Origin of the sequence: Azospira sp. APE16 (genome assembly GCF_047901315.1) — a bacterium.
In the GTDB taxonomy this organism is placed as follows: Bacteria; Pseudomonadota; Gammaproteobacteria; order Burkholderiales; family Rhodocyclaceae; genus Azospira; species Azospira oryzae.
Window position 1 is genome coordinate 825,496 of the sequence record NZ_CP179682.1, and the last position, 20,360, is coordinate 845,855.

The window sequence follows — 20,360 nt, forward strand, 5'->3', positions numbered from 1 at the left end:
GATGACCCGGGATTTGACTGTTGCAGTTGTCGGTCTTGGCTATGTGGGTTTGCCCCTGGCCGTCGAGTTTGGCAAGAAGTTCCGCACAATCGGCTACGACTTGTCCGAGAGCAAGATTGCTGCCTATCGGCAATGCGTCGATCCGACTGGCGAGGTGTCCCGGGAGAGTCTGCAGTCCGCCTCCTATCTTGAATTGACCACCGATCCCGCTCTCTTGAGGGAAGCTGATGTGGTCATCGTGGCTGTTCCCACGCCGGTGGATCAGGCTCATATCCCGGATTTCAGTCCCTTGATTGGCGCTTCCCGTTGTGTTGGTGACAATCTTAAGCGAGGGGCTGTGGTCGTCTATGAATCCACGGTCTATCCGGGGGCGACGGAGGAAGTCTGTATTCCGATCCTCGAGGAGCGTTCCGGCCTGAAATGGAAGGAAGGATTCCATGTGGGCTACTCACCCGAACGGGTGAATCCGGGAGACAAGGAGCGGACGATCACCCGCATCGTCAAGGTGGTGTCCGGAGATGATGCTCCCACCCTGCAATTGCTAGGTGACCTTTACGAATCCATCATCACGGCTGGCGTTTATCGAGTGGCCTCCATCAAAGTGGCCGAAGCCGCCAAAGTCATTGAGAACACCCAGCGAGACCTCAACATTGCGCTCATGAATGAGCTCGCGATTATCTTTGATCGTGTGGGTATCGATACTACCGACGTTCTGGAGGCTGCTGGTACCAAGTGGAACTTTCTCAAGTTCCGGCCCGGGCTGGTCGGCGGACATTGTATCGGCGTGGACCCCTATTACCTGACCTACAAGGCCCAGATGCTGGGCTATCACCCTGAAGTGATTTTGGCTGGACGCCGCATCAATGATGGGATGGGTAAGTTCGTTGCCGAGAAGACTGTCAAACTGATGATCCAGCGGAACGTCAACATTCGGGATGCCCGGGTGCTGGTTCTTGGTCTGACCTTCAAGGAAGACTGTCCTGATTTGCGCAACAGCAAGGTGATAGACGTCATCCGGGAACTTCAGGACTACGGCTGCCAAGTCATGGTTCATGATCCCATCGCAGACCCTGAAGAGGCGGTGCACGAATATGGTGTCACGCTGCTGGAAGATACTGCCCTGCCAGAAACCGTGGATGCCGTGGTGGTCGCCGTCGCCCATCGTCAGTACCGGGACGGTGCCGACCGTATCCGTGCTTTGATCGGCCCGGGTGGGGTGCTGGTGGATGTGAAGGGCTGCCTGGATATCGCTACCGACGATTTGGCCTACTGGCGCCTGTAAAGCGGCTGGTAAGCGTAGATTTTCGACTCATAGGCCCAGATCTTGGACATTATCCGGAAGATTCTTGACCTTCTCTCGCCTCGGGAGCGGCGCAATGCCGCCCTGTTGCTGCTCATGATTCTGGTCATGGCTCTGCTGGATGTAGTCGGGGTGGCTTCGATCATGCCCTTCATCGCCGTTCTGGCGAATCCTGAGGTGATTCAGTCCAATCCGAAGATCGCCTTGGTCTATCAGTGGTTGGGGTTTTCCAGTCCCGATTACTTTTTGTTCTTTCTCGGTGTTGCTGTTTTCCTGCTGCTCCTGTTTTCCATCGCTTTCAAGGCGCTGACGACCTGGGCCATGCTGCGCTTTACACACATGCGAGAGTATTCCCTGGGGATGCGTCTGGTTTCCGGCTATCTTCGGCAGCCATATGAGTGGTTTCTCGGGCGGCATAGTGCTGATTTGGGCAAGGCAGTGCTCAGTGAGGTGCAGGAGGTGGTGAATGGCGCCCTTATTCCCATGATGCAGATGCTGGCCCAGGGGGCTGTGGTGCTGGCCCTGTTGCTGTTGCTGATTGTGGCGGACCCTGTGCTCGCCTTGGGGATTGGTGGAGTTCTGGGTCTCGGCTATGGGGCCCTTTATGCCTTGCTGCGCCGTCGCATCATGCGTATGGGGGTCGAAAGGGAAGTCGCTAATAATGACCGTTTCAAAACCCTGGCTGAAGCATTCGGCGGGGTCAAGGAGGTCAAAGTCGGGGGGTTGGAAGACATCCTTATCCGTCGCTATAACGGGCCGGCTAAGCGGGTCGCCAGAAGCATTACTGCTGCCCAGTTGGCCAAGCAAATGCCTCGTTTTGTACTGGAGGCGCTGGCTTTCGGCGGAATGCTGCTGGTCGTCCTTTACCTGATGCGTACGCACGGACGCCTTGATCAGGCCATGCCGATAATTGCCCTCTATGCTCTGGGAAGTTACAAGCTGCTGCCTGCCTTGCAGCAGGTTTACGTGCATCTCTCCACCCTGCGTTTTGCCCAGCCGGCCCTGGAAAAACTGCATGTCGATCTGACCTGCATGTCTTCCCAGGAGACGCCTCCTTTGTTGGCTACGGAGGCAATGACGGTGACGCGCGAGATTCGCCTTAAGGCAGTGAGCTACCGCTATCCGGGGAATGAACGTCTGGCCTTGGATGGCCTTGACCTGATTATTCCTGCCCACGCCACGGTGGGCCTGGTAGGCCCGACCGGATCGGGCAAGACGACCACGGTGGATATCCTGCTTGGTTTGCTGGCGCCGGTCGTCGGTACCCTGGAGGTGGATGGAAAGCCGATTCAGGGGGGCAATTGCCCTCACTGGCAGCAAGTCTTGGGCTACGTGCCCCAGCAGATATTTCTGATCGATGACAGTATCGCGGCCAATATTGCTTTTGGGGTGGCTCCCGAGGCTGTCGATCATGCCGCAGTGGAACAGGCGGCTCGAGTGGCCAATCTGCATGATTTCATCATCCACGAATTACCCGCGGGTTATGCCACTCAGGTTGGGGAGAGAGGGGTGCGTCTGTCGGGAGGGCAGCGCCAGCGTATCGGTATCGCCCGAGCCCTTTATCATGGTCCACGGGTTCTGGTGCTGGATGAGGCCACCAGCGCGCTGGATAATCTGACCGAGCAGGCAGTGATGGAGGCTGTGCACAATCTTGGTCACGAGATTACCATCATCATGATTGCCCATCGCCTTTCCACTGTGCGCGAGTGCGATTGCATCTATGTGCTGGACCGGGGGAAAGTCTCTGCCCGGGGTAGTTACGATGAACTGCTGGCGTCCAGCGCTCATTTTCGGCGCCTGGCAGAGGCCGGTGCGGGGGGCTGATCGGAGTATTCCGCCGCAATAGATACAGCTCCAGCAAAGGAGCATCTACCATCGTCCCAGGACGATACAGAAGGTGTTTAACGATGATTCCGTACGGCAGGCAGAGTATTTCTCAGGAAGATATTGACCAAGTGGTCCAGGTGCTCCAATCCGACTACCTGACCCAGGGTCCAGCAGTTCCTCGCTTTGAGGAGGCGGTTGCTGCCTATTGCGGTGCAGCCCATGCCTTGGCTACCAATAGTGCAACGGCAGCATTGCATGTCGCTTGCCTGGCCTTGGGGGTTGGACCGGGTGACCGGGTCTGGACCAGTCCGACCACTTTTGTGGCCAGCGCCAATTGCGCCATCTATTGTGGTGCGGAAGTCGATTTTGTTGACATCGACCCCCATACCTACAACATGAGTGTGGCCTGCCTTGCTGAAAAGCTTTGCCATGCCCGTCAGAACGGCACCCTGCCGAAAGTCGTGATTCCTGTTCATCTCTGCGGTCAGAGTTGCGACATGGAAGCAATCCACGCCTTGTCTCGGGAGTACGGCTTCCGCATCGTGGAAGATGCCTCCCATGCCATCGGTGGCCGCTATCAGGGACAGCCGGTGGGGAGTTGCCGTTTCAGTGACGTTACCGTATTCAGCTTTCACCCGGTGAAGATCATCACGACAGGTGAGGGCGGCATGGCGCTCACTAACGACTCGGTGCTGGCCAATCTCATGCGCCAGTATCGCAGTCATGGCATAACCAGCGATCGTACGGAGATGGCCCCTCGTGATGCTGGAGAAATATGGAACTACCAGCAGATTCGTCTGGGTTACAACTACCGCATGACGGACATCCAGGCAGCCCTGGGACTGAGCCAGATGGGGCGGTTGGACGAGTTTGTCCACGCCCGTCACCGGATTGCCGCAGTCTACGGTCAGGCCTTGTCGGGCCTGCCCATCACTCTGCCGTTTCAGCAAGCGTCTACGTTTTCGAGCTATCACCTCTATCCGATCCGGGTTGACCAAGAACGGTGTGGTAAGGATCAGCGTACGGTTTACCAGCAACTGCACCAGGCTGGCATTAAGGTCAACCTCCACTACATTCCCGTATATCGTCAGCCTTATTTTGAGCGGATGGGCTTCCCAACTGGTTACTGTCCGGAGGCGGAGCGTTACCATCGGGAGACCCTGAGTCTACCTATGTATGCCACATTGACGGTTGACCAACAGAACACTGTGATTGCTGTCTTGAAGGAGATAGTGAATTCATGAGTATCGCCATTATTCCTGCACGGGGCGGAAGCAAGCGCATTCCCCGCAAGAACATCAAGCTTTTTGCCGGAAAGCCGATGATTGCCTACGCGATCGAGGCTGCTCTCGGCTCTGGCCTGTTTGCCCATGTTGTAGTTTCCACCGACGACCCGGAAATCGGGATGATTGCGCGGGAATTGGGGGCCGAAACCCCATTTACCCGTCCCGTCGAGCTTGCGGATGACCATACGCCAACCGTCCCGGTGATCGCCCATGCCGCAAAGGCTTGCGAGGCATTGGGTTGGGCAGCAGAATTCGTCTGCTGCATCTATCCGGGCGTGCCCTTTATTCAGCAGGACGATCTCAAAGCTGCCTTGCAGCTCTTGCTGGAGATACCCGAGGCTGACTATAGCTTTCCGGTCACGGAATTCCCTTCTGCCATCCAGCGGGCGCTGCGGCGTAAGGTTGATGGGTGCATGGCTTCCTTTTCCCCGGAGCATGAACTTGTGCGTACCCAGGATCTGGAGCCGGCCTTCCATGATGCCGGCCAGTTCTACTGGGGGCGACGCTCCGCATGGGAGTGCAACCCTCGCATTCACAACAGTGGAGCTGGCCTGGTGATTCCCAACTGGCGGGTAGTGGATATTGACACTCCGGAAGATTGGGTGCGGGCCGAAACAATTTTCCGATCCTTGACGGCACCAGCTTCTTTAAATTGAAGATGATTTGATGAATGAACAGCAACAGTTTTGGGCCCAGGATTACGCGGAAGAGTACATCCGGAAGAACAGTCAGTTTGATCGCGCCTTGGGGGTTGAAGGATGGAGGAAGATGCTGGCGTCCAGCCAGGACATCCGCTCCGTACTGGAATGCGGCTGCAACATCGGCCGGAACATCGATTTCCTCACGGAAGCCCTTCCCGATGCGACCAAGTCGATCGTCGAAATCAGCAAGCCAGCCTTTGATTATGTGACCCGGAAGCATCATCTGTCCCAGGCTTTCAATGGCCCCATTGAGGCTTCTGCCTTCCCTGAAAAATTCGACCTTGTCTTCACTATCGGGGTGTTGATTCATATTCATCCCGATAATCTTCTGACGGTCATGAAGAAGATGTTCGATTACTCGAACAAGTACATTCTGATTGGGGAGTATTTCAACCGAACTCCGATGATGATCGAGTATCAGGGGCAGAAGGACAAGCTATTCAAGCGCGATTTTGGCAAGCTCTTCATCGAGAACTTTCCGGTGGAACTGGTGGATTATGGTTTCCTGTGGGGCCACCTTTATGACCAGGCAGGGTTCGACGACATTACTTGGTGGCTGTTTAAGAAAAATTAATTGAAGGTTTTCGAATTCAGGTGACACAAATGCATGTGGCTTTCCGGGTTGATGCGTCTCTTTCCATCGGCTCTGGACACGTCATGCGCTGTCTGACGTTGGCCGAGTCGCTGAGGACACATGGCGTTAGTTGTCTGTTTATTTGCAGAGATCATCCCGGAAACTTAGCGCCGTTGATCAGGGAACGGGGTTTTCTCCTTCGTCTTTTGCCATGTGAATCCCATACAGAGGTTGCTTTTTCCGATGCGGATTACTCGACTTGGCTGGGCGCCTCGATTGAAGCGGACGCAGATCAGACGATCCTAGCATTGGAGGGGAGGCGGGTTGGTTGGTTGGTAGTTGACCACTATGCTTTGGATGAGCAATGGGAGTCTCTGTTGAGGCCCTATTGTGACCGTTTGCTGGTCATTGATGACTTACAAGGGCGTCATCATGATTGTGACCTTTATCTCAATCAAAATTTACAACCGGCAACTGCTAAGCCGATAAAGGTACAGCGAGGATTTTCCTTGATTGGTCCGCGATATGCCCTTTTGCAGAGTGAGTACCGCAAATTACATCGACGCACACCTTACCGCTCTGGAAGGGTTCGCCGGGTACTTGTTTATTTTGGTGGGGCTGATTCGTCTAATCTGACCGGCAAGGCACTCTCTACCTTGCTCGAGCTTTGTCCCGCAGAAGTAATGATAGATGTTGTGGTCAATCCATATGGCACGCACTATCACTCAGTTTTGGATTTGGTTTCCTCCGCTCCAAATGTGGTGCTACATCAGTCGTTGCCATCATTGGCATATCTGATGGCAGAGGCTGATCTTGCTATTGGGGCAAGTGGTGCGACTTCGTGGGAGCGATGCTGTTTGGGGTTGCCCAGTGTTGTATTCACATTAGCTGACAATCAGATTCCTATTGCGAGCGAACTGTCCAACCAAGGTTACGTGTATTGGGTCGGCCCCATCGGTTCTATTGACAGTGAAAAATTCAGGGAGATCTTATCAGAACTGCTATATCAGCCGATTCCAGACTCCTGGTCCCGCAGGTGCTCTGAGTTGGTTGATGGAAATGGATGCGAAAGGGTAATTGCAGCTATGGGAATCCCTGTTCACCAGTCGGTGTCTCCTCGGCATGCTGGTCGAGATGATATTCCCGTCATCCGGCATCTAGTGAGTCATTCTGATTGGATCCCATTCAGATCGGATCCTGAAATTTTCCAGGAACTTACTGCCTCGGGCGAGGACTGGATCAATAATGCCTTGCGGTCAGTTGATTTTTGTCATTTTTTGATATTCGAGAATAGTTCTGCCGTTGAGCTTGGAGTTTCGCTTTTGATCAGGCTTCAAGGAAAATGGTACTTAGATGCCTATTTTGATTGCGCACTTGTCGATGAGAGGGCCCAGTCAGAGAGCCTTTCATTGGCACTTGCATTCCTACGAGCCGAAGAGAAGGGGGCGCTTGAGGTGGCATCTGTTTCCCTGGCCGGCTATCCAATTCGGGAAGAGACGGTGGGCGGAGGGGGGCTTGCCCTGAGTATATGTTCAGATTCCGGAAGCTGGATTAACACGAGTATCCCGCGCCTGATTCGGGACTGGATTTGCCGTGGTTATCAGGTTACATGGGTCCATGATGCTAAGGATTTGCCAGGAGGGGAACTGTGCTTCTTCTTGAGCTATAGCCGTATTGTTGGGCAAGAGATCCTCGCTAAATACGCTCATGGATTGGTCGTTCATGCTAGTGATTTACCGAAAGGGCGGGGCTGGTCGCCGACAACATGGCTCATCATCGAGGGGGCAGACAGGATTCCTGTAACGTTGCTGGAAGCAGTTGATTCTGTGGATGCCGGATCTGTATATGACCAGCGTTGGATTCAGCTTGATGGTACAGAACTAGTTGACCAATGGCGTTCCTCGTTGGCGGAAGCATCGGTTGCCCTTTGTGAAGATTTTGTTTCAAGTTATCCGGATTCCTTGTCTTTAGGAAGGTCTCAGCTTGGAGAGGCGACGTATTATCCGCGCCGTAGAGCAGACGATAGTGAGTTGAATATAGACAAGCCGTTAAGGGAGTCAATTAACTTACTGAGAGTAGTCGACAACAAAAGCTACCCGGCGTTTTTCCAGTTCAAAGGCAAACGGTTTTATCTAAGAGTATCTTCTGAATAATTGAGAATAGGAATGCCATGAGTTTTCCAATTGACGGAAGGATGATCGGAGTCGGACAGCCGCCGTACGTAATTGCTGAGCTATCTGCCAATCACAACGGGTCTCTTGAGCGGGCCTTGCAGACGATCGAGACTGCTTGGCGTTGCGGAGCTAGCGCCATCAAGCTGCAAACATACACAGCGGATACCTTGACCATAGACTGCGATGGGCCGGATTTCAGGATTCAGGGCGGGTTGTGGGAGGGCTACAAACTGTATGATCTCTACCAGTGGGCCCATACTCCCTATGAATGGCATCAGGCCATGTTCGACCATGCCAGAAAGCTGGGGATCACGGTCTTCTCCACACCATTTGATGAGACTGCTGTTGATCTCCTGGAAAGTCTGAATGCCCCGGCCTACAAAATTGCTTCCTTTGAGTTGGTGGACCTGCCTCTGATCCGTTATGTGGCCCGGACAGGGAAACCCATGATCATGTCCACCGGTATGGCATCGGAGGCAGAAATCGCGGAAGCAGTGAATGCGGCTCGAGAGTCGGGATGTCGGGATCTTGTTCTGTTGCATTGTATTAGCAGCTATCCCGCCCCCATGGAGCAGGCTAACTTGCGACGTATGCCCCTGCTGGCTCGCCAATTTGCAACCCTTCCCGGCTTGTCCGACCACACTATGGGTACAACGGCTGCCGTAGCCGCGGTGGCACTGGGAGCGTGCGTCATCGAGAAGCACTTCACCCTCAGTCGTAAGGATAAGGGGCCAGACAGCGAATTTTCACTGGAGCCCGAAGAGTTGCAACGTCTTTGTGATGAAAGCCGAGCGGTGTGGAGTGCACTTGGCAATGGGGAAATTGGTCAGCAAAAAGCAGAGGCCGGAAGTTTGGTGTTCAGGCGCTCGATTTATTTCGTCCGAGACCTGCCTGCGGGAAGCGTGGTTACTGAGGCTGACATTCGCAGGATTCGCCCTGGGATGGGATTGCCGCCCAAGCATTTTGAAAGCCTGCTGGGGCGCCGCCTTAAGGTAGCGGTTACCCGGGGGACGGCTACCCGCTGGGATCAGTTTGAGGACTAAGGAGTGGTCGATTCAGAGTGTTCGATGAAGCCGTTTTCAGCCATTGTGGTGGGGCTTGGCCAGATCGGTATGGGGTATGATCGCCACCTGCCTGAAGATACCCATGTCTTGAGCCATGTGCGAGCTCTTCGCCGTCACTCCGCGTTCCACTTGACGGCTGCGGTGGATCCAAATCCGGATCTTCGTCAGCAGTTCTCCGCTGATACCGGCTTGCCGGCGTACGATTGTCTGGAAGCTTTGCCGGGAGCGCTTCGGGCGGACGTGGTTGTGCTGGCCTGTCCGACTGTAGTTCACCCGAGCTCCCTGAATGCGGTGCTGGCCCGAATGTGCCCCCGGGCCGTCCTTTGCGAAAAACCCCTGGCCTTGTCCATCGCTGAAGGCGATGCCATGCGAAAGGCATGCGAACGCGCTGGCGTTGAGCTTTTTGTGAATTTCATTCGTCGTGCCGATCCCGCTGTGCGGGAGGTTCGGGCGAGAATCGAAGATGGTCGGATCGCGGGGCCCCTCAAGGCTGTGGTCTGGTACTCCAAGGGGATGTTGCACAACGGCTCTCATTTTGTGGATCTCATGAGCCATTGGCTCGGCCCCATTTCCGCCGGTCAGATCATTGCTCCTGGCCGACGGGTCGGAGACAATGACGCCGAAGCGGACTTTCTGTTGTCGCATGTGCGAGGAACTTCTCTGTTCTGCGCCGCCAGGGAAGAGTGTTTTTCCCACTACACCGTGGAAATCGTCGCCGCGAATGGTCGTTTGCGTTATGAGCGTGGTGGGGAAATCCTCTGGCAGGGCGTTGAGGCGGATGCGCAGGTTCCCGGATATCACCGCCTGGCACGGGCCGCTCAGCCGATTGCCAACGACATGGACCGCTATCAGCTGAATGTGATGACGGAACTTGCCCGAGCACTGGATGGCGAAAGTCACGGCCTGTGTTCCGGTGAGGAAGCCCTGGTATCCCAGGGGTGGCTGGACCGGCTCTATCGGGAAAGAGATTCAACAAAGGAATGACATGGATGAATTAGCCCTTTTCGGTGGCCCCCCGGCCATCCAGAAACCCTTTCGCAAATACAATCCGCTCGGCCCTGAAGAGGTCGAAGCGGCCAAGGCTGTGATCGAAAGCGGGGTGTTGTCTCAGTTCATTGGGGCTTGGCATGAAGACTTTCTCGGTGGTCCCAAGGTGCGGGAGTTTGAAAGGGCCGCTGCGACGTATTTCGGTGTGAAGCATGCCGTTACGGTCAACTCCTGGACCTCCGGCCTTGTGGCAGCCATAGGTGCCATCGGCATCGAGCCTGGAGACGAAGTCATTGTTACGCCCTGGACCATGAGTGCAACGGCAACAGCCATCTTGCATTGGAATGCCATTCCGGTTTTCGCGGATATCGACCCCGACACCTATAACCTTAGTCCCTCCGCTATTGAACGCTGTATTTCGCCCCATACCCGTGCCATTGTGGTGGCCGACATTTTTGGCCAGTCTGCTGACATGGACGAGATCATGGCGCTGGCAGCCCGACACGGACTGAAAGTGGTTTCTGACACGGCTCAGGCTCCCGGCGCTCTGTACAAAGGCCGTTATGCCGGGACCTGTGCTCATGTGGGGGGCTACAGCCTCAACTATCACAAGCACATCCATACCGGCGAGGGTGGCATCTTGGTAACAGACGATGATGATATCGCCGAGCGTCTGCAGTTGATCCGCAACCATGCGGAAGTGGTGGTTGCGGGAAAAGGGGTGAAAAACATTTCAAATATGATCGGATTTAATTTCCGACTAGGTGAAATTGAGTGTGCAATTGGTATTGAGCAACTAAAAAAACTGAAAGATCTTGTCGCTTCGAGGCAAAGGATTGCAGAAAATATCACGAAAATTTTAGGAGATCTTCCTGGATTAAAAACTCCGGTTGTAATGCCTGACCGGTCTCATGTTTATTACATATATCCGATTCAACTGGATATTGTAGCGTTGGGGGTTTCGCGGGATCGGATTTGTGATGCGTTAGAAGCGGAAGGGGTTTCTGTATACAGAAGGTATCAAAACATCCACCTGCTTCCGATGTACCAGAAAAAACTGGCTTATGGGAATGAAGGATTTCCTTGGAACCAACCGTTCTGCAAACGTGAAATAAGCTATAAAAAAGGTATTTGCCCGATTGCTGAAGCATACAATGACCTGACCTTTATGGGTTTGGGGCTATGTGTTCATGACCTCGGGGATGCCGATGTTGAGGCCATTGGTAAAGCTTTTGTGAAAGTATGGGCGCATATCGGGCGGTTGAGATGATCGGAGAGTACGATATAGACTTGGCCGCTAAAATGAGTGTTGGCTATTCAGACGCTTATTTTGATTACTTTATTCCTTATGGGGTAGTGAATAAGAGCTTCTCTCTTACGTTAGGCGATGGAAAATTACTATGCCCTGTTCTAGATCTGAATGGTGAAATTGGCGGGGGGCGTTTAAGTCTTCTCCCAGTGCCGGCTGTAGTAGGGGAGGTGGGGAAAAAAACGATCAGCAGGCTTTATGGCGATTACATTGATGTGGTGTCGTCTGAGGCCAAAGTTATAACTCTTCGAGTTGATCCGATAGTTGGAATTGACCCGGATTTGCTTTCTTGTTTTTTGAAAGATGGGTTTGATATTCAAAACCAATTCACAACAGTTATTGATCTGAATAATGATTTGGATGTTTTGTGGGGGCGGCTAAGAACTAGATTTAAGGGTCAAATTAATGGTTTTAACAAGTTGTGTGATATAAAAGTGTTGTGCAGGAGTGACCAGGGTTTTGAGGAATGGATAGCGTTATACTCTTTTTTGACATCGCGTGGTGGGGCCACTCCGCCTGACGCAGTGTTTGATAAAATACGTTCGAGCGTTTTGAGTGGAAAAGCAGCGCTTTTTCTTGCGTATCAGGCAGGAACGTTGGTGGCAGGAATTTACGTAATGTTCACTCGTGGAGCGGCGTACTACTTCTCCGGAGGGGTGAATCCGGATTATGAAAAAAAGGCGGCTTATACTCACGGGCTGTTTTGGGCTGCGTTTGGTTTTTTAAAATCGGTAGGTGTTCGATACTTTGAAGTGGGGCCAATTGATTTTCCGCAGTTGGGAAAGTCTGTGTCTGACAAAATTCTTGATATATCTGATTTTAAAATGGGTTTGGGTGGTCGCCTTGTGCCAAACTTAATACTCAAAAAGGAATTCTAGTTTGAATGTCGACCATTTTATGGTTTTTTTGCGTAACAAGCGTATCGCTATTGCTGCGAATGATGCGGGCGGTGCAAATCAGCTATATTGTTTATTAAAGAATAGTTCCGTTCCTGTTGCTAAATCCCTGTTGGATGGTCCTGCTCAGACGATTTTTAGGGATTTGATCCCGGCTGCTAAAACGTATAATCGTTTGGTGCCCTCTTTTTTTGATGGCATTGACTTACTTCTTTCTGCTACGAGCTGGTCATCAAATTTAGAACACCTCGCTCGAAGAGAGGCTAAAAGGAGTGGGGTTTTTTCTGTTTCCATTTTGGATCACTGGGTAAATTACCGGCAGAGATTTTCCTTTTCTGGGGAACAGGTTTTTCCAGATGAACTAATTGTTGTAGATGACTATGCAAAAAAAATAGCTGTTGGTGAATTTCCTGGTATGCCTGTTCACCAGGTTCCGGATTTTTATCTTCAAAGCATTCTCGATGGAGTGGGGAGGAGTAAAGACGGAGCTATATTGTATGTTTTAGAGCCTGCGAGGTCTGATTGGGGCTTGGGTATTCCAGGGGAGTTCCAGGCGCTGGAGTTCTTCCTTTCAAATTATCATTTACTCAGATTCACGGCTGGTGCTCGGGTCTTACTCAGGGCTCATCCATCGGATCCTCCGGGTAAGTATGATTTTATACGCATGAAGCATCCTGAAATAATCATCGAGCCGGATGTTGAAAGTATTCAGTCTTCCATGTCAAAAGCACAATGGGTGATTGGGTGTAATACTTATGCGATGGTAATTGGATGTGGGGCGGGCAGAAATGTATTGTGCTCCTTGCCGCCTTGGGCTCCTAGATGTGTGTTGCCTCATCAAGGAATACGGTATCTGTCAGATTTGATCGTTGGCAAGGAGGAATAATGAGTTCTGGGATTGTTGAAAAAATTAAACGTATTATTTTTGATTTGCAAGACTTTTTTTTTGAAAAATGGCATGGGCTCGAGTTTTCTGGGATTGTCACTCAGCAATCTTTAATTACCAAAGATGTTGAGTCTGTGAAACATGCTACTGCCTATCATGCGGTATGGTGCAGAAATCTTCGGTTTCTTCGCAAGAAGGTATGTGAGCTTGGATATTTTCCTAAGATTTTTGTTGATATCGGTTCGGGAAAAGGTAAGGCTTGTTTGTATTTTTTTTTAAAAGGTTTTTTTGTAAAGTATATTGGGGTTGAGTTTTCTCCTCCTCTCGTGCTTGTCGCTAACCGTAATAAAAAAATATTGAGGGCCGACGCTGTTTCGTTCGTAGAAGGGGACGCGTCGCGTTATTACTTGCCTGACGAAGATTGTTTTGTCTTTTTGTTCAATCCGTTTGGGCCGGTTATATTGCGAGAATTTGTTATGAATAACATCGCACATTTCAAGACTCGTCGTTCAATAATTGCGTATGCGAACGATTTGCATAATGATGTTTTGTTGGAGAGTGGGTTTTCCTTGCTGTTTCGTGACGAAACAAGAAAATTATCTGTATTTTCAATGAAATAAATGGCCGTGGACTCTTGATGTCAAAGCGTATTTTTTTGGTGAGTGCCAACCGAAGCGTCTCAATGCTTGATTCGATGCAGGCTTCGGTTTCAAAAGTATCGATTGCGGGTGCGTTAGTCTACGAGCCATGGGATTATCCAGAGTGGAAGCAAGAAAATACTTCCGTTGATACATGGGGTTGGATGCAGATTGCTACGGAGCGAATTGCTGCCATCTTTGATGTGAAAAATTATGAAAGAGCGCTTGAGCTAATTTTAAAGGACGAAAGAGTTTATTTTCTTTTTGAGCGCCATTTTGGCTGTGGTTGGGATAAAAGTTCTTTCAATAATGTCGGCCGTATTGAAAATGTTGTTTGGAATTCGCTTGCGATAATTGAATTTGCTAGACCGGATGTAATTTTCTTTTCTGCGCCTCCGCATAATCCAATCTCATGGATATTTGGTCGGGTTGCTGAGATAATGGATAAGGAGACGCTCATGCTTAGTGTTTCTCCTTTTTTTCATTTGAAATGGTTGGTGCGAGGGTTAGACCTACAGCAACCGGTTTATGTGAGGCGAAGCCAACAATCGAGTGTGCACAATTCCGTTCTATCTTTTTTTGAGAAAACTAGGAGCACTTACAGGCGTGGTGCGCCACTCTATAGCCGTGCTGCTCTGGGCAATATTTGGAACTGGCGACGAGAACTGATTTATCTTCTGAAGAGTCGTCCGTCAAATTATCAAATAAAGTTAAAACGTCTTTGCCTCAAGTATTCGTTATTCAAGCGATATGAGGCACTGGCAACCCCTTTCAAAATTGAAGGAAATTACTTTGTTTTTTTTATGCATTATCAACCAGAGGGTACGACGCTTCCTTACGGGTTGAGCTTTTGCCAGCAATGGTTGGCGGTCTCGAGGTTGCGGATATCCTTGCCGGAAAATGTCACGTTGGTTGTAAAAGAACATCCGGGAATTTATACGCGAGAACTATTTCGGCCCGCAGTCAGAGACTCCTATCTGTATGAGAATATTAATCGCCTTCCCAACACGGTATTGGCTCCCCTTGGGTATGATTCATTTGATCTAATTGATGGGGCAGTTGGCGTTGCAACAATAACCGGAACGGCGGGTTTTCAGTCTATTATCAGGGGTAAGCCTGCCATTGTTTTTGGATGTGCGCCCTATCGCGGTTTTCCAAATGTCTTCGCTGTCAAGTCCGTGTCAGATATTTGCTATGCCTATGAGTCGATTCGGTCCAATAATGTTGTTTGCGATAATGAAAAAATTGAAGTGGCAGCTGTATCTGTCCAGGAGATCTCCTATGGTGAGGATGATGCTTGTGAGACGGAATGGTTCTCGCCTCGCTACTATGAAAAATGCCTGAATTCCGCTATTCGTGACCTGAATGAAAATGACTGGATGTTCCAAGATTTCATTCTCCCCCTCTGATTGGTCTTAATTGGGTGTTTTTATTGGGTTTTCTATTGATTAGACGCAAAGATCGTCTATTTATTTCAATCCCTATTCTAATGGGCGAAAAATATGGCATCTAGTGTTTTGTCAGTAATGCGTCGTGGAGAGAATGTGGGGTCCGCAGTTTCGAAACTAGAGGTGATCAGGCGATGAAGTACTACGATCGGGAAGGTTCTCGATTACTGCAGGTCAAGCGCAAGGCGACTGCGGATTTCTGGGATCAGAAGTGGACATTGGATGAGGTTGGAACCTTTAATCCCCAGTCGGTCGCTCCGTTCCTGGACCTGACTCGCCGCTACCTCGCTCCAGGTAGTCTGGTTCTTGAAGGAGGGTGTGGTACCGGTGGCAAAGTTGCGGCTCTGGAGTCCGCCGGTTTTCGAACGATTGGAGTTGATTACGCAAAGGAGACCGTTGCCCGCTTAAACAACGCCTGTCCTCAACTCGACATTCGAGAGGGGGATGTGTTTTCCCTCGGCTTTGCTGATGGTCATTTCGATGGCTATTGGTCGTTTGGCGTCATCGAGCATTTCTGGGGCGGCTATCAGTCAATTTTTGACGAAGCCAGGAGAGTTTTGCGTGATAACGGGTACTTTTTTCTAACTGTCCCTTGTATGTCTCCTTTGCGAAGACTGAAAGCGACGCTGGGGTTGTATCCGAGTTGGGGTGGTGGGGAGCGGGAACCGGAAGGGTTTTATCAATTTATGCTACCCCTGGATGAGATTCATGCTGCTTTGGCGAATACCGGATTTCAGGTCTTGGAATCCTCAGTTATTCAGGCAGCGTCAGGAGCAAAACAGGAGTTTGCCGCCTTATGGAAGCTGGCGGAGATTCTTACTAAATTGATGGGGGGGGAAAATGTCCTGTACTCCCATTGGGCTGAAAATATGCTCGGAGGTGCTATTGGGCATATTGCGGTAATTGCTACGCAGTTGAAAAAAACTGATCAATGAGTGTTTCTAGAATGGCGGAAATGGATCCGGCTAAGCGTAATGCTCTGCGCTTGATGAATGAGGCTGGGGTGCCTTATGTGCTCCTTTCCGGATTTTATGGTGACAGTGGTGGGGACCTGGATATTCTCATTCCCATGGACGGGATTGCGGCGTTTTCCCGTTTCTGCCAACAGAAAGAGGTGCTTCAGCAGAGGCGGCCGGCCCAGTTTTCGAACCATTTTTTTTACTTCCTGCATGCACAAGGCCATCGGCCACTGCGCATTCATGTGAAATATGAATGTACGTTCTTCGATGCACGCAAGAATGCTTTCCGGAGTTTTACCGAAGCAAACGGGGTCATAGGGGCTCGGGAACGGTATGAGGATTGGTTTGTGCCTGTGGCTTGGCATCTGATTTTGCTTTATGCAGCGAAATGCGCATTTGTAGAAAAAACAAGCGTGTCTGCTTCTCAGTTGGCGAAACTGTCAGACTTTGTCCTGCGTAATCAAAATAGCCTAACCGATCCGGCTCAGTCGCGATTTATTGAGCAGTTGCTCAAAGCGACGGCCATCGAGGCGCCGAAAGCAGCTTCAGATGCTTTGGCGCACCTGCTTTTGCCTTATTTTCCTTTGGCTCACGCCTCTGCGGTTAGCCGTCCGCTTCGTCTGTGGGATAGGACAGGTTTTCCTGCCTATACCTTGCTGTTTGTGGGGTGTGACGGTTCCGGCAAAAGTTCGTTGCTGCATCTCCTGCGTCATGAACTCGAGTTGCCTGCGGAGCGCCTATATGGTGGTCTTGGGCCTGCAGAGTGGTTGTTCCCCTGGATTGACAGCTTTCGTCATCGGGTGGCGTTGGCCAGCCACGGCATCCGCGAACTTGGGTTTCTCCTGTGGATGCTGGTACTGTTCCCCCTCGAGCTAACTGGACGGGTAATGCGGCGAGCTGGTTTGGCTAAGCATGCGGTCTTGCTGGTAGATCGATTCCCTGAGTTCGCCTTTGTTGGGAAATGGGCTAGGCTGACGGCGAGAATCTACCGCGCGATCTTGCCCAAGCCTTCCATGGTTATTGAAGTGATTGCCCCTATTTCGGTGTTACTAGAGCGGCGGGGCGATGAGCTTGATATGGAAATGGCCGTTGTGAAGTCCAACGAGGCCCGTTTGTTGGCCGCCTATTTTCTGCAGCGCGGCGCCAGAGGTTTGAAGATCGATTCATCCATTCTGAGCTTAGAGGAATCGGTTGCAACCGTTCTACAGCACCTTTGGGCTGATCCTAGATTCGCTGCCCGCATGCTGAAACCAGCGACCTTCCCTCCCTATGCAGTCTCCTAAGTTTTGTACGCTAGTTGGGCGTGTGACCAAGGGGCGAGGCTTCGCTAAGGACATTTTTGCCTTGGAGCCGATACCAGGGGCCTTGTCGGATGGGGGGCGGTTTTATCCTGGGTCGCTAAATGTCGTTCTCGATGGGCCAGTTCGGCTTGATATCGGCAAGGCGATTCCCTTTGCAGGGGGCAAGCGTTATCTCTGGCACGTATCAATAAATGGAGTGGGAACTCCCGTGTTTGCCTATCGCTGGAAAGGGTGCCCTTTACACGTGTTGGAGATTGTTAGTCCCCAGCGGTTAAGAGATTGCTTGGCTTTGGACGACGGAGCCGCACTTGAAGTGGTGTTGTCTTGCGATCAGATTCGACGTGTCGGGTATATGGCGAACATTGCTTGGCATTTGCTTTGGTGGAGACGGGAGTCCTGGTACTACATCAGGGACCGTTATAAGCGTCTGGTTTACCTTTCTCGTTTGAATCGTTTTTGTTCCCAGTAGATGAACTTGTCGCCCAAGGCTGCTCCTTCCGTACTTTTTGTCCTACCTCATCTCGAGTCGGGGGATTTCGAGAAGCTACGCCGAGAGCGTATCAATCGTGAGCTGGCGTTGGTTCGGTGGACGAGGGAGCTGGGCGGAGAGTGTCAGCTTTGTTCTCTCTCTTTTGACTCAGAGCCGGCGTTGGAATGTGGGGGCCAGGAGACGCTTCGTTTTCCGGTAAGCAGTACAAGGAGGGGGCGCTTTTCTTATGTTTCCCCCCAGTTGCTGCATTATGTTCAGGAAAAGCGTCCGGACATCGTAGTTTTCAAGGGAATCGGCTATCGTCTAGCCCGATATTTACTAACGCAGTCCAAAACAACATTTCGCTTAGCGTTCATCGCAGCAGGAGGTATTCGAGACCCGCTTCTGCCTTACGCAGATTACGTTTTGGCGGAAACACCTGCGCAACTCGAATATCTCCGAAATTATCTTCCGCAAGATAGGCTTTCCATTCTGCCAAAGTTGAATCCCTCCTCAAGCGTTTTTGGGATTTGCGACAAGGTTTTTGATGTGGTGAACGTCGGTACCTTCAATCCAAACAAGAATCAGGCTGCGCTCCTGCCTTTGGCCGATCGTTACCGTCTGGCCCTTGTTGGGGATGGGGAATGCTGGGACGGAGTGCGTAGTCAGGCGGCTACTGCGGTCTGTCCGGTCTTCATGCCTGGCAATTTGCCTCGGGAGCAGGTTGGGGGGGTGATTGCCCAGAGCCGCCTGATGGTGCATTCCGCCAAATACGAAGGGCTGCCGCGGGTTGTGATGGAGGCCTTTGCTGCCGGGGTGCCCGTGGTGGCCTCCCGCCGGGCCATGCCAGGGGCTTTTGAACACGGCGTGCAAGGGCTGCTGGTGGAACCCGAGGACTTGTTGGAGGCCGCCCGCTCCCTGCTGGAGGACCCCCCTCGCTTGGCGGCAATGGGGCTGGCTGCAAGTGCCTACGCAGAGCGCTGCTGTTCTGAGCAGGCGGTTTTTACGGAGGTTTCCCGAATGTATGCCAAAGTGATGGAGCGGCCTCCCCTTTATACCGGGAGCTGGTGGCAAAAGGCACATATTCTTGTCCGCTCCGCCCGTATGGGGGGGCTTTCCCGGGCGCGGGAGCTGGCTGTTGCCCTCGGGTTCAAACGTGTTCTGATATGGCTTGGCATGCGAAAATAACCCCATGTCAGAAAAAAATGTAGTTTCCCTGAACGGCCTGCAATACCCCGATAGCAAGAATCCCTATACCCGCCTGTGGCGGGAGTCCTTGGGGCTCCAGGGGGTCGAGTTTTCCGTGGCCTCCCGCCCCCAGGATTTCCTATTGCGGGCCTTGTCCCCCGCTTCCCTGGATCTGGTGCATCTGCACTGGGTGCATCCGGTTAGTCGTAACTTTCTGCTGGGTCTGCTGAAGTTCCTGATGTTTCAGGTAGCACTCCTCTTTTTCTGGCTGCGGGGAGTGAAAATCTACTGGACGGTGCATAATCTGCTGCCTCATGAAAGGCAGCATCTATGGCTGGATCGCCTGAATAACTGGCTGGTGGCCCGCTTCGTTACCGGGGTCTTCGTCCATGGACAGAGCGCGATTCCTTTGGTTAGCCAAACCCTTGCCCTGCCGGAGTCGCGCATCCACTGTGCGATGCATGGCAACTATGCCGGCGTGATGCCCTCTGTCGCCGTGACTGAGGTTGATGTGGAGCCGATGCCGGGACGCCACTTCCTGTACTTCGGCCTGGTGCGCCCCTACAAGGGGGTCTTGGATCTCCTGGGACAGTATGCAGCTATCCCGCTACCCGGATCCCTGACTATTGCGGGTGATCCGCAGGGGGCTGCGATGCGCCAGGCTGTCGAGGCTGCTGCAGCCGGAGATTCCCGGATCGTGCTGCACCTGGGCTATCTGGAGGACGAAGATTTGGCGCACCTGATCCATTCGGCTGACGTCGTAGTCTTGCCGTTTCATGAAGTATTTACTTCCGGCAGTCTGGTCATGGCCCTTACTATGGGCAAGCCGGTGATACTGCCCCGGGTAGGGTTGCTGTCCGAGTATGTGGATGAGGACTGCGCCTTTTTCTACCAGCCCGGGGAAGTCGATGGCCTGGCCGCCGCACTGCAGCGTGCCGCCGCTTGCGACCGAACGGTACTGCACCGGATGGGGCTGGCTGCCGCCCAACGGGCCCAGGCCCTGGATTGGTTTCGGATTGCTGAGGGTATTGCCCGAGTCTACCGCTCGGGTTGATTACGGTTGTTTTAGGTTAAAAAAAGCACAGGGACGGGGACCTTGAAGGCCACCTGACCCGGCGAGGGGGTGAAGTGGAAAAAACGCGACTTCTTGATCGCGGGCGTTGGGTCGTCGCGCTGGTAGTGTTGTCAGGTTTTGGGCCCTATCTGCTTTCTGTGGGGCTACGCCTAGAGCATGTGGTCATTTATGGCCTCTCGGCCATCGCCCTGGCAAACATCTTGCGCTGTCGCACCAGCCCAGTCAGCGCACCAGTGGCGGCTGGCGTACTTTTGCCACTTGCAGTCGCAGCCTTATGG

17 protein-coding genes are annotated in these 20,360 nt (G+C 52.2%); all 17 read left to right on the forward strand.

Annotated elements, in window-relative coordinates; translation table 11 throughout:
• Position 1 precedes the first annotated feature (1 nt).
• The 17 genes from ACLSSQ_RS04160 (at position 2) to ACLSSQ_RS04240 (ending at position 20,061) form a co-directional block, all read left to right on the forward strand.
• A complete protein-coding gene (locus ACLSSQ_RS04160; protein WP_416243858.1) occupies positions 2-1,282 on the forward strand; it encodes a nucleotide sugar dehydrogenase in 1,281 nt (426 codons plus the stop codon).
• A 42-nt stretch (positions 1,283-1,324) separates the two neighbouring features.
• Positions 1,325-3,124 carry an ABC transporter ATP-binding protein gene (locus ACLSSQ_RS04165; RefSeq protein ID WP_416243859.1) on the forward strand — a complete coding sequence of 600 codons (1,800 nt, stop codon included), beginning with the start codon at positions 1,325-1,327 and terminating at the stop codon, positions 3,122-3,124.
• An 83-nt stretch (positions 3,125-3,207) separates the two neighbouring features.
• Positions 3,208-4,371: a UDP-4-amino-4,6-dideoxy-N-acetyl-beta-L-altrosamine transaminase gene (gene pseC / locus ACLSSQ_RS04170; protein WP_416243860.1), complete on the forward strand. Its 1,164-nt coding sequence runs from the start codon at positions 3,208-3,210 to the stop codon at positions 4,369-4,371.
• Positions 4,368-5,069 carry a pseudaminic acid cytidylyltransferase gene (pseF, locus tag ACLSSQ_RS04175; protein ID WP_416243861.1) on the forward strand — a complete coding sequence of 234 codons (702 nt, stop codon included), beginning with the start codon at positions 4,368-4,370 and terminating at the stop codon, positions 5,067-5,069. The genes pseC and pseF overlap by 4 nt, the downstream gene beginning before the upstream one ends.
• A gap of 10 nt (positions 5,070-5,079) precedes the next feature.
• Positions 5,080-5,688, forward strand: a complete 609-nt coding sequence (locus ACLSSQ_RS04180; RefSeq protein WP_416243862.1) for a pseudaminic acid biosynthesis-associated methylase — start codon at positions 5,080-5,082, stop codon at positions 5,686-5,688.
• A gap of 29 nt (positions 5,689-5,717) precedes the next feature.
• A complete protein-coding gene (gene pseG / locus ACLSSQ_RS04185; protein WP_416243863.1) occupies positions 5,718-7,841 on the forward strand; it encodes a UDP-2,4-diacetamido-2,4,6-trideoxy-beta-L-altropyranose hydrolase in 2,124 nt (707 codons plus the stop codon).
• A 17-nt stretch (positions 7,842-7,858) separates the two neighbouring features.
• On the forward strand, positions 7,859-8,905 hold the full coding sequence (gene pseI, locus ACLSSQ_RS04190; RefSeq protein WP_416243864.1) for a pseudaminic acid synthase: 1,047 nt from the start codon (positions 7,859-7,861) through the stop codon (positions 8,903-8,905).
• Between the two features lie 24 nt (positions 8,906-8,929).
• Positions 8,930-9,910, forward strand: a complete 981-nt coding sequence (locus ACLSSQ_RS04195; RefSeq protein WP_416243865.1) for a Gfo/Idh/MocA family protein — start codon at positions 8,930-8,932, stop codon at positions 9,908-9,910.
• 1 nt (position 9,911) lies between these two features.
• Positions 9,912-11,183, forward strand: a complete 1,272-nt coding sequence (locus tag ACLSSQ_RS04200; RefSeq protein ID WP_416243866.1) for a DegT/DnrJ/EryC1/StrS family aminotransferase — start codon at positions 9,912-9,914, stop codon at positions 11,181-11,183.
• A gap of 20 nt (positions 11,184-11,203) precedes the next feature.
• Positions 11,204-12,100, forward strand: coding sequence for a GNAT family N-acetyltransferase (locus tag ACLSSQ_RS04205; RefSeq protein WP_416243867.1), 897 nt, complete (start codon positions 11,204-11,206; stop codon positions 12,098-12,100).
• A gap of 1 nt (position 12,101) precedes the next feature.
• Positions 12,102-13,004 carry a hypothetical protein gene (locus ACLSSQ_RS04210; protein ID WP_416243868.1) on the forward strand — a complete coding sequence of 301 codons (903 nt, stop codon included), beginning with the start codon at positions 12,102-12,104 and terminating at the stop codon, positions 13,002-13,004.
• Positions 13,004-13,624, forward strand: coding sequence for a methyltransferase domain-containing protein (locus tag ACLSSQ_RS04215; protein ID WP_416243869.1), 621 nt, complete (start codon positions 13,004-13,006; stop codon positions 13,622-13,624). Before ACLSSQ_RS04210 ends, ACLSSQ_RS04215 begins: the two co-directional genes overlap by 1 nt.
• A gap of 17 nt (positions 13,625-13,641) precedes the next feature.
• Positions 13,642-15,051 (forward strand): hypothetical protein, encoded by a 1,410-nt coding sequence (locus ACLSSQ_RS04220; RefSeq protein ID WP_416243870.1) that lies wholly within the window; start codon positions 13,642-13,644, stop codon positions 15,049-15,051.
• A 173-nt stretch (positions 15,052-15,224) separates the two neighbouring features.
• On the forward strand, positions 15,225-16,025 hold the full coding sequence (locus tag ACLSSQ_RS04225) for a class I SAM-dependent methyltransferase (RefSeq protein WP_416243871.1): 801 nt from the start codon (positions 15,225-15,227) through the stop codon (positions 16,023-16,025).
• A gap of 11 nt (positions 16,026-16,036) precedes the next feature.
• Positions 16,037-17,332 carry a hypothetical protein gene (locus tag ACLSSQ_RS04230; protein WP_416243872.1) on the forward strand — a complete coding sequence of 432 codons (1,296 nt, stop codon included), beginning with the start codon at positions 16,037-16,039 and terminating at the stop codon, positions 17,330-17,332.
• 493 nt (positions 17,333-17,825) lie between these two features.
• Positions 17,826-19,007 carry a glycosyltransferase gene (locus ACLSSQ_RS04235; protein ID WP_416243873.1) on the forward strand — a complete coding sequence of 394 codons (1,182 nt, stop codon included), beginning with the start codon at positions 17,826-17,828 and terminating at the stop codon, positions 19,005-19,007.
• A 4-nt stretch (positions 19,008-19,011) separates the two neighbouring features.
• A complete protein-coding gene (locus ACLSSQ_RS04240; RefSeq protein ID WP_416243874.1) occupies positions 19,012-20,061 on the forward strand; it encodes a glycosyltransferase in 1,050 nt (349 codons plus the stop codon).
• Positions 20,062-20,360: the final 299 nt, after the last annotated feature.

Coding starts and splice junctions, on each gene's coding strand:
- ACLSSQ_RS04200 (WP_416243866.1), top strand. CDS start 9,912: ATGGATGAATTAGCCCTTTTCGGTGGCCCCCCGGCCATCCAGAAACCC.
- ACLSSQ_RS04180 (WP_416243862.1), top strand. CDS start 5,080: ATGAATGAACAGCAACAGTTTTGGGCCCAGGATTACGCGGAAGAGTAC.
- ACLSSQ_RS04240 (WP_416243874.1), top strand. CDS start 19,012: ATGTCAGAAAAAAATGTAGTTTCCCTGAACGGCCTGCAATACCCCGAT.
- ACLSSQ_RS04160 (WP_416243858.1), top strand. CDS start 2: ATGACCCGGGATTTGACTGTTGCAGTTGTCGGTCTTGGCTATGTGGGT.
- pseC (WP_416243860.1), top strand. CDS start 3,208: ATGATTCCGTACGGCAGGCAGAGTATTTCTCAGGAAGATATTGACCAA.
- ACLSSQ_RS04225 (WP_416243871.1), top strand. CDS start 15,225: ATGAAGTACTACGATCGGGAAGGTTCTCGATTACTGCAGGTCAAGCGC.
- pseG (WP_416243863.1), top strand. CDS start 5,718: ATGCATGTGGCTTTCCGGGTTGATGCGTCTCTTTCCATCGGCTCTGGA.
- ACLSSQ_RS04195 (WP_416243865.1), top strand. CDS start 8,930: ATGAAGCCGTTTTCAGCCATTGTGGTGGGGCTTGGCCAGATCGGTATG.
- pseI (WP_416243864.1), top strand. CDS start 7,859: ATGAGTTTTCCAATTGACGGAAGGATGATCGGAGTCGGACAGCCGCCG.
- ACLSSQ_RS04215 (WP_416243869.1), top strand. CDS start 13,004: ATGAGTTCTGGGATTGTTGAAAAAATTAAACGTATTATTTTTGATTTG.
- pseF (WP_416243861.1), top strand. CDS start 4,368: ATGAGTATCGCCATTATTCCTGCACGGGGCGGAAGCAAGCGCATTCCC.
- ACLSSQ_RS04230 (WP_416243872.1), top strand. CDS start 16,037: ATGGCGGAAATGGATCCGGCTAAGCGTAATGCTCTGCGCTTGATGAAT.
- ACLSSQ_RS04220 (WP_416243870.1), top strand. CDS start 13,642: ATGTCAAAGCGTATTTTTTTGGTGAGTGCCAACCGAAGCGTCTCAATG.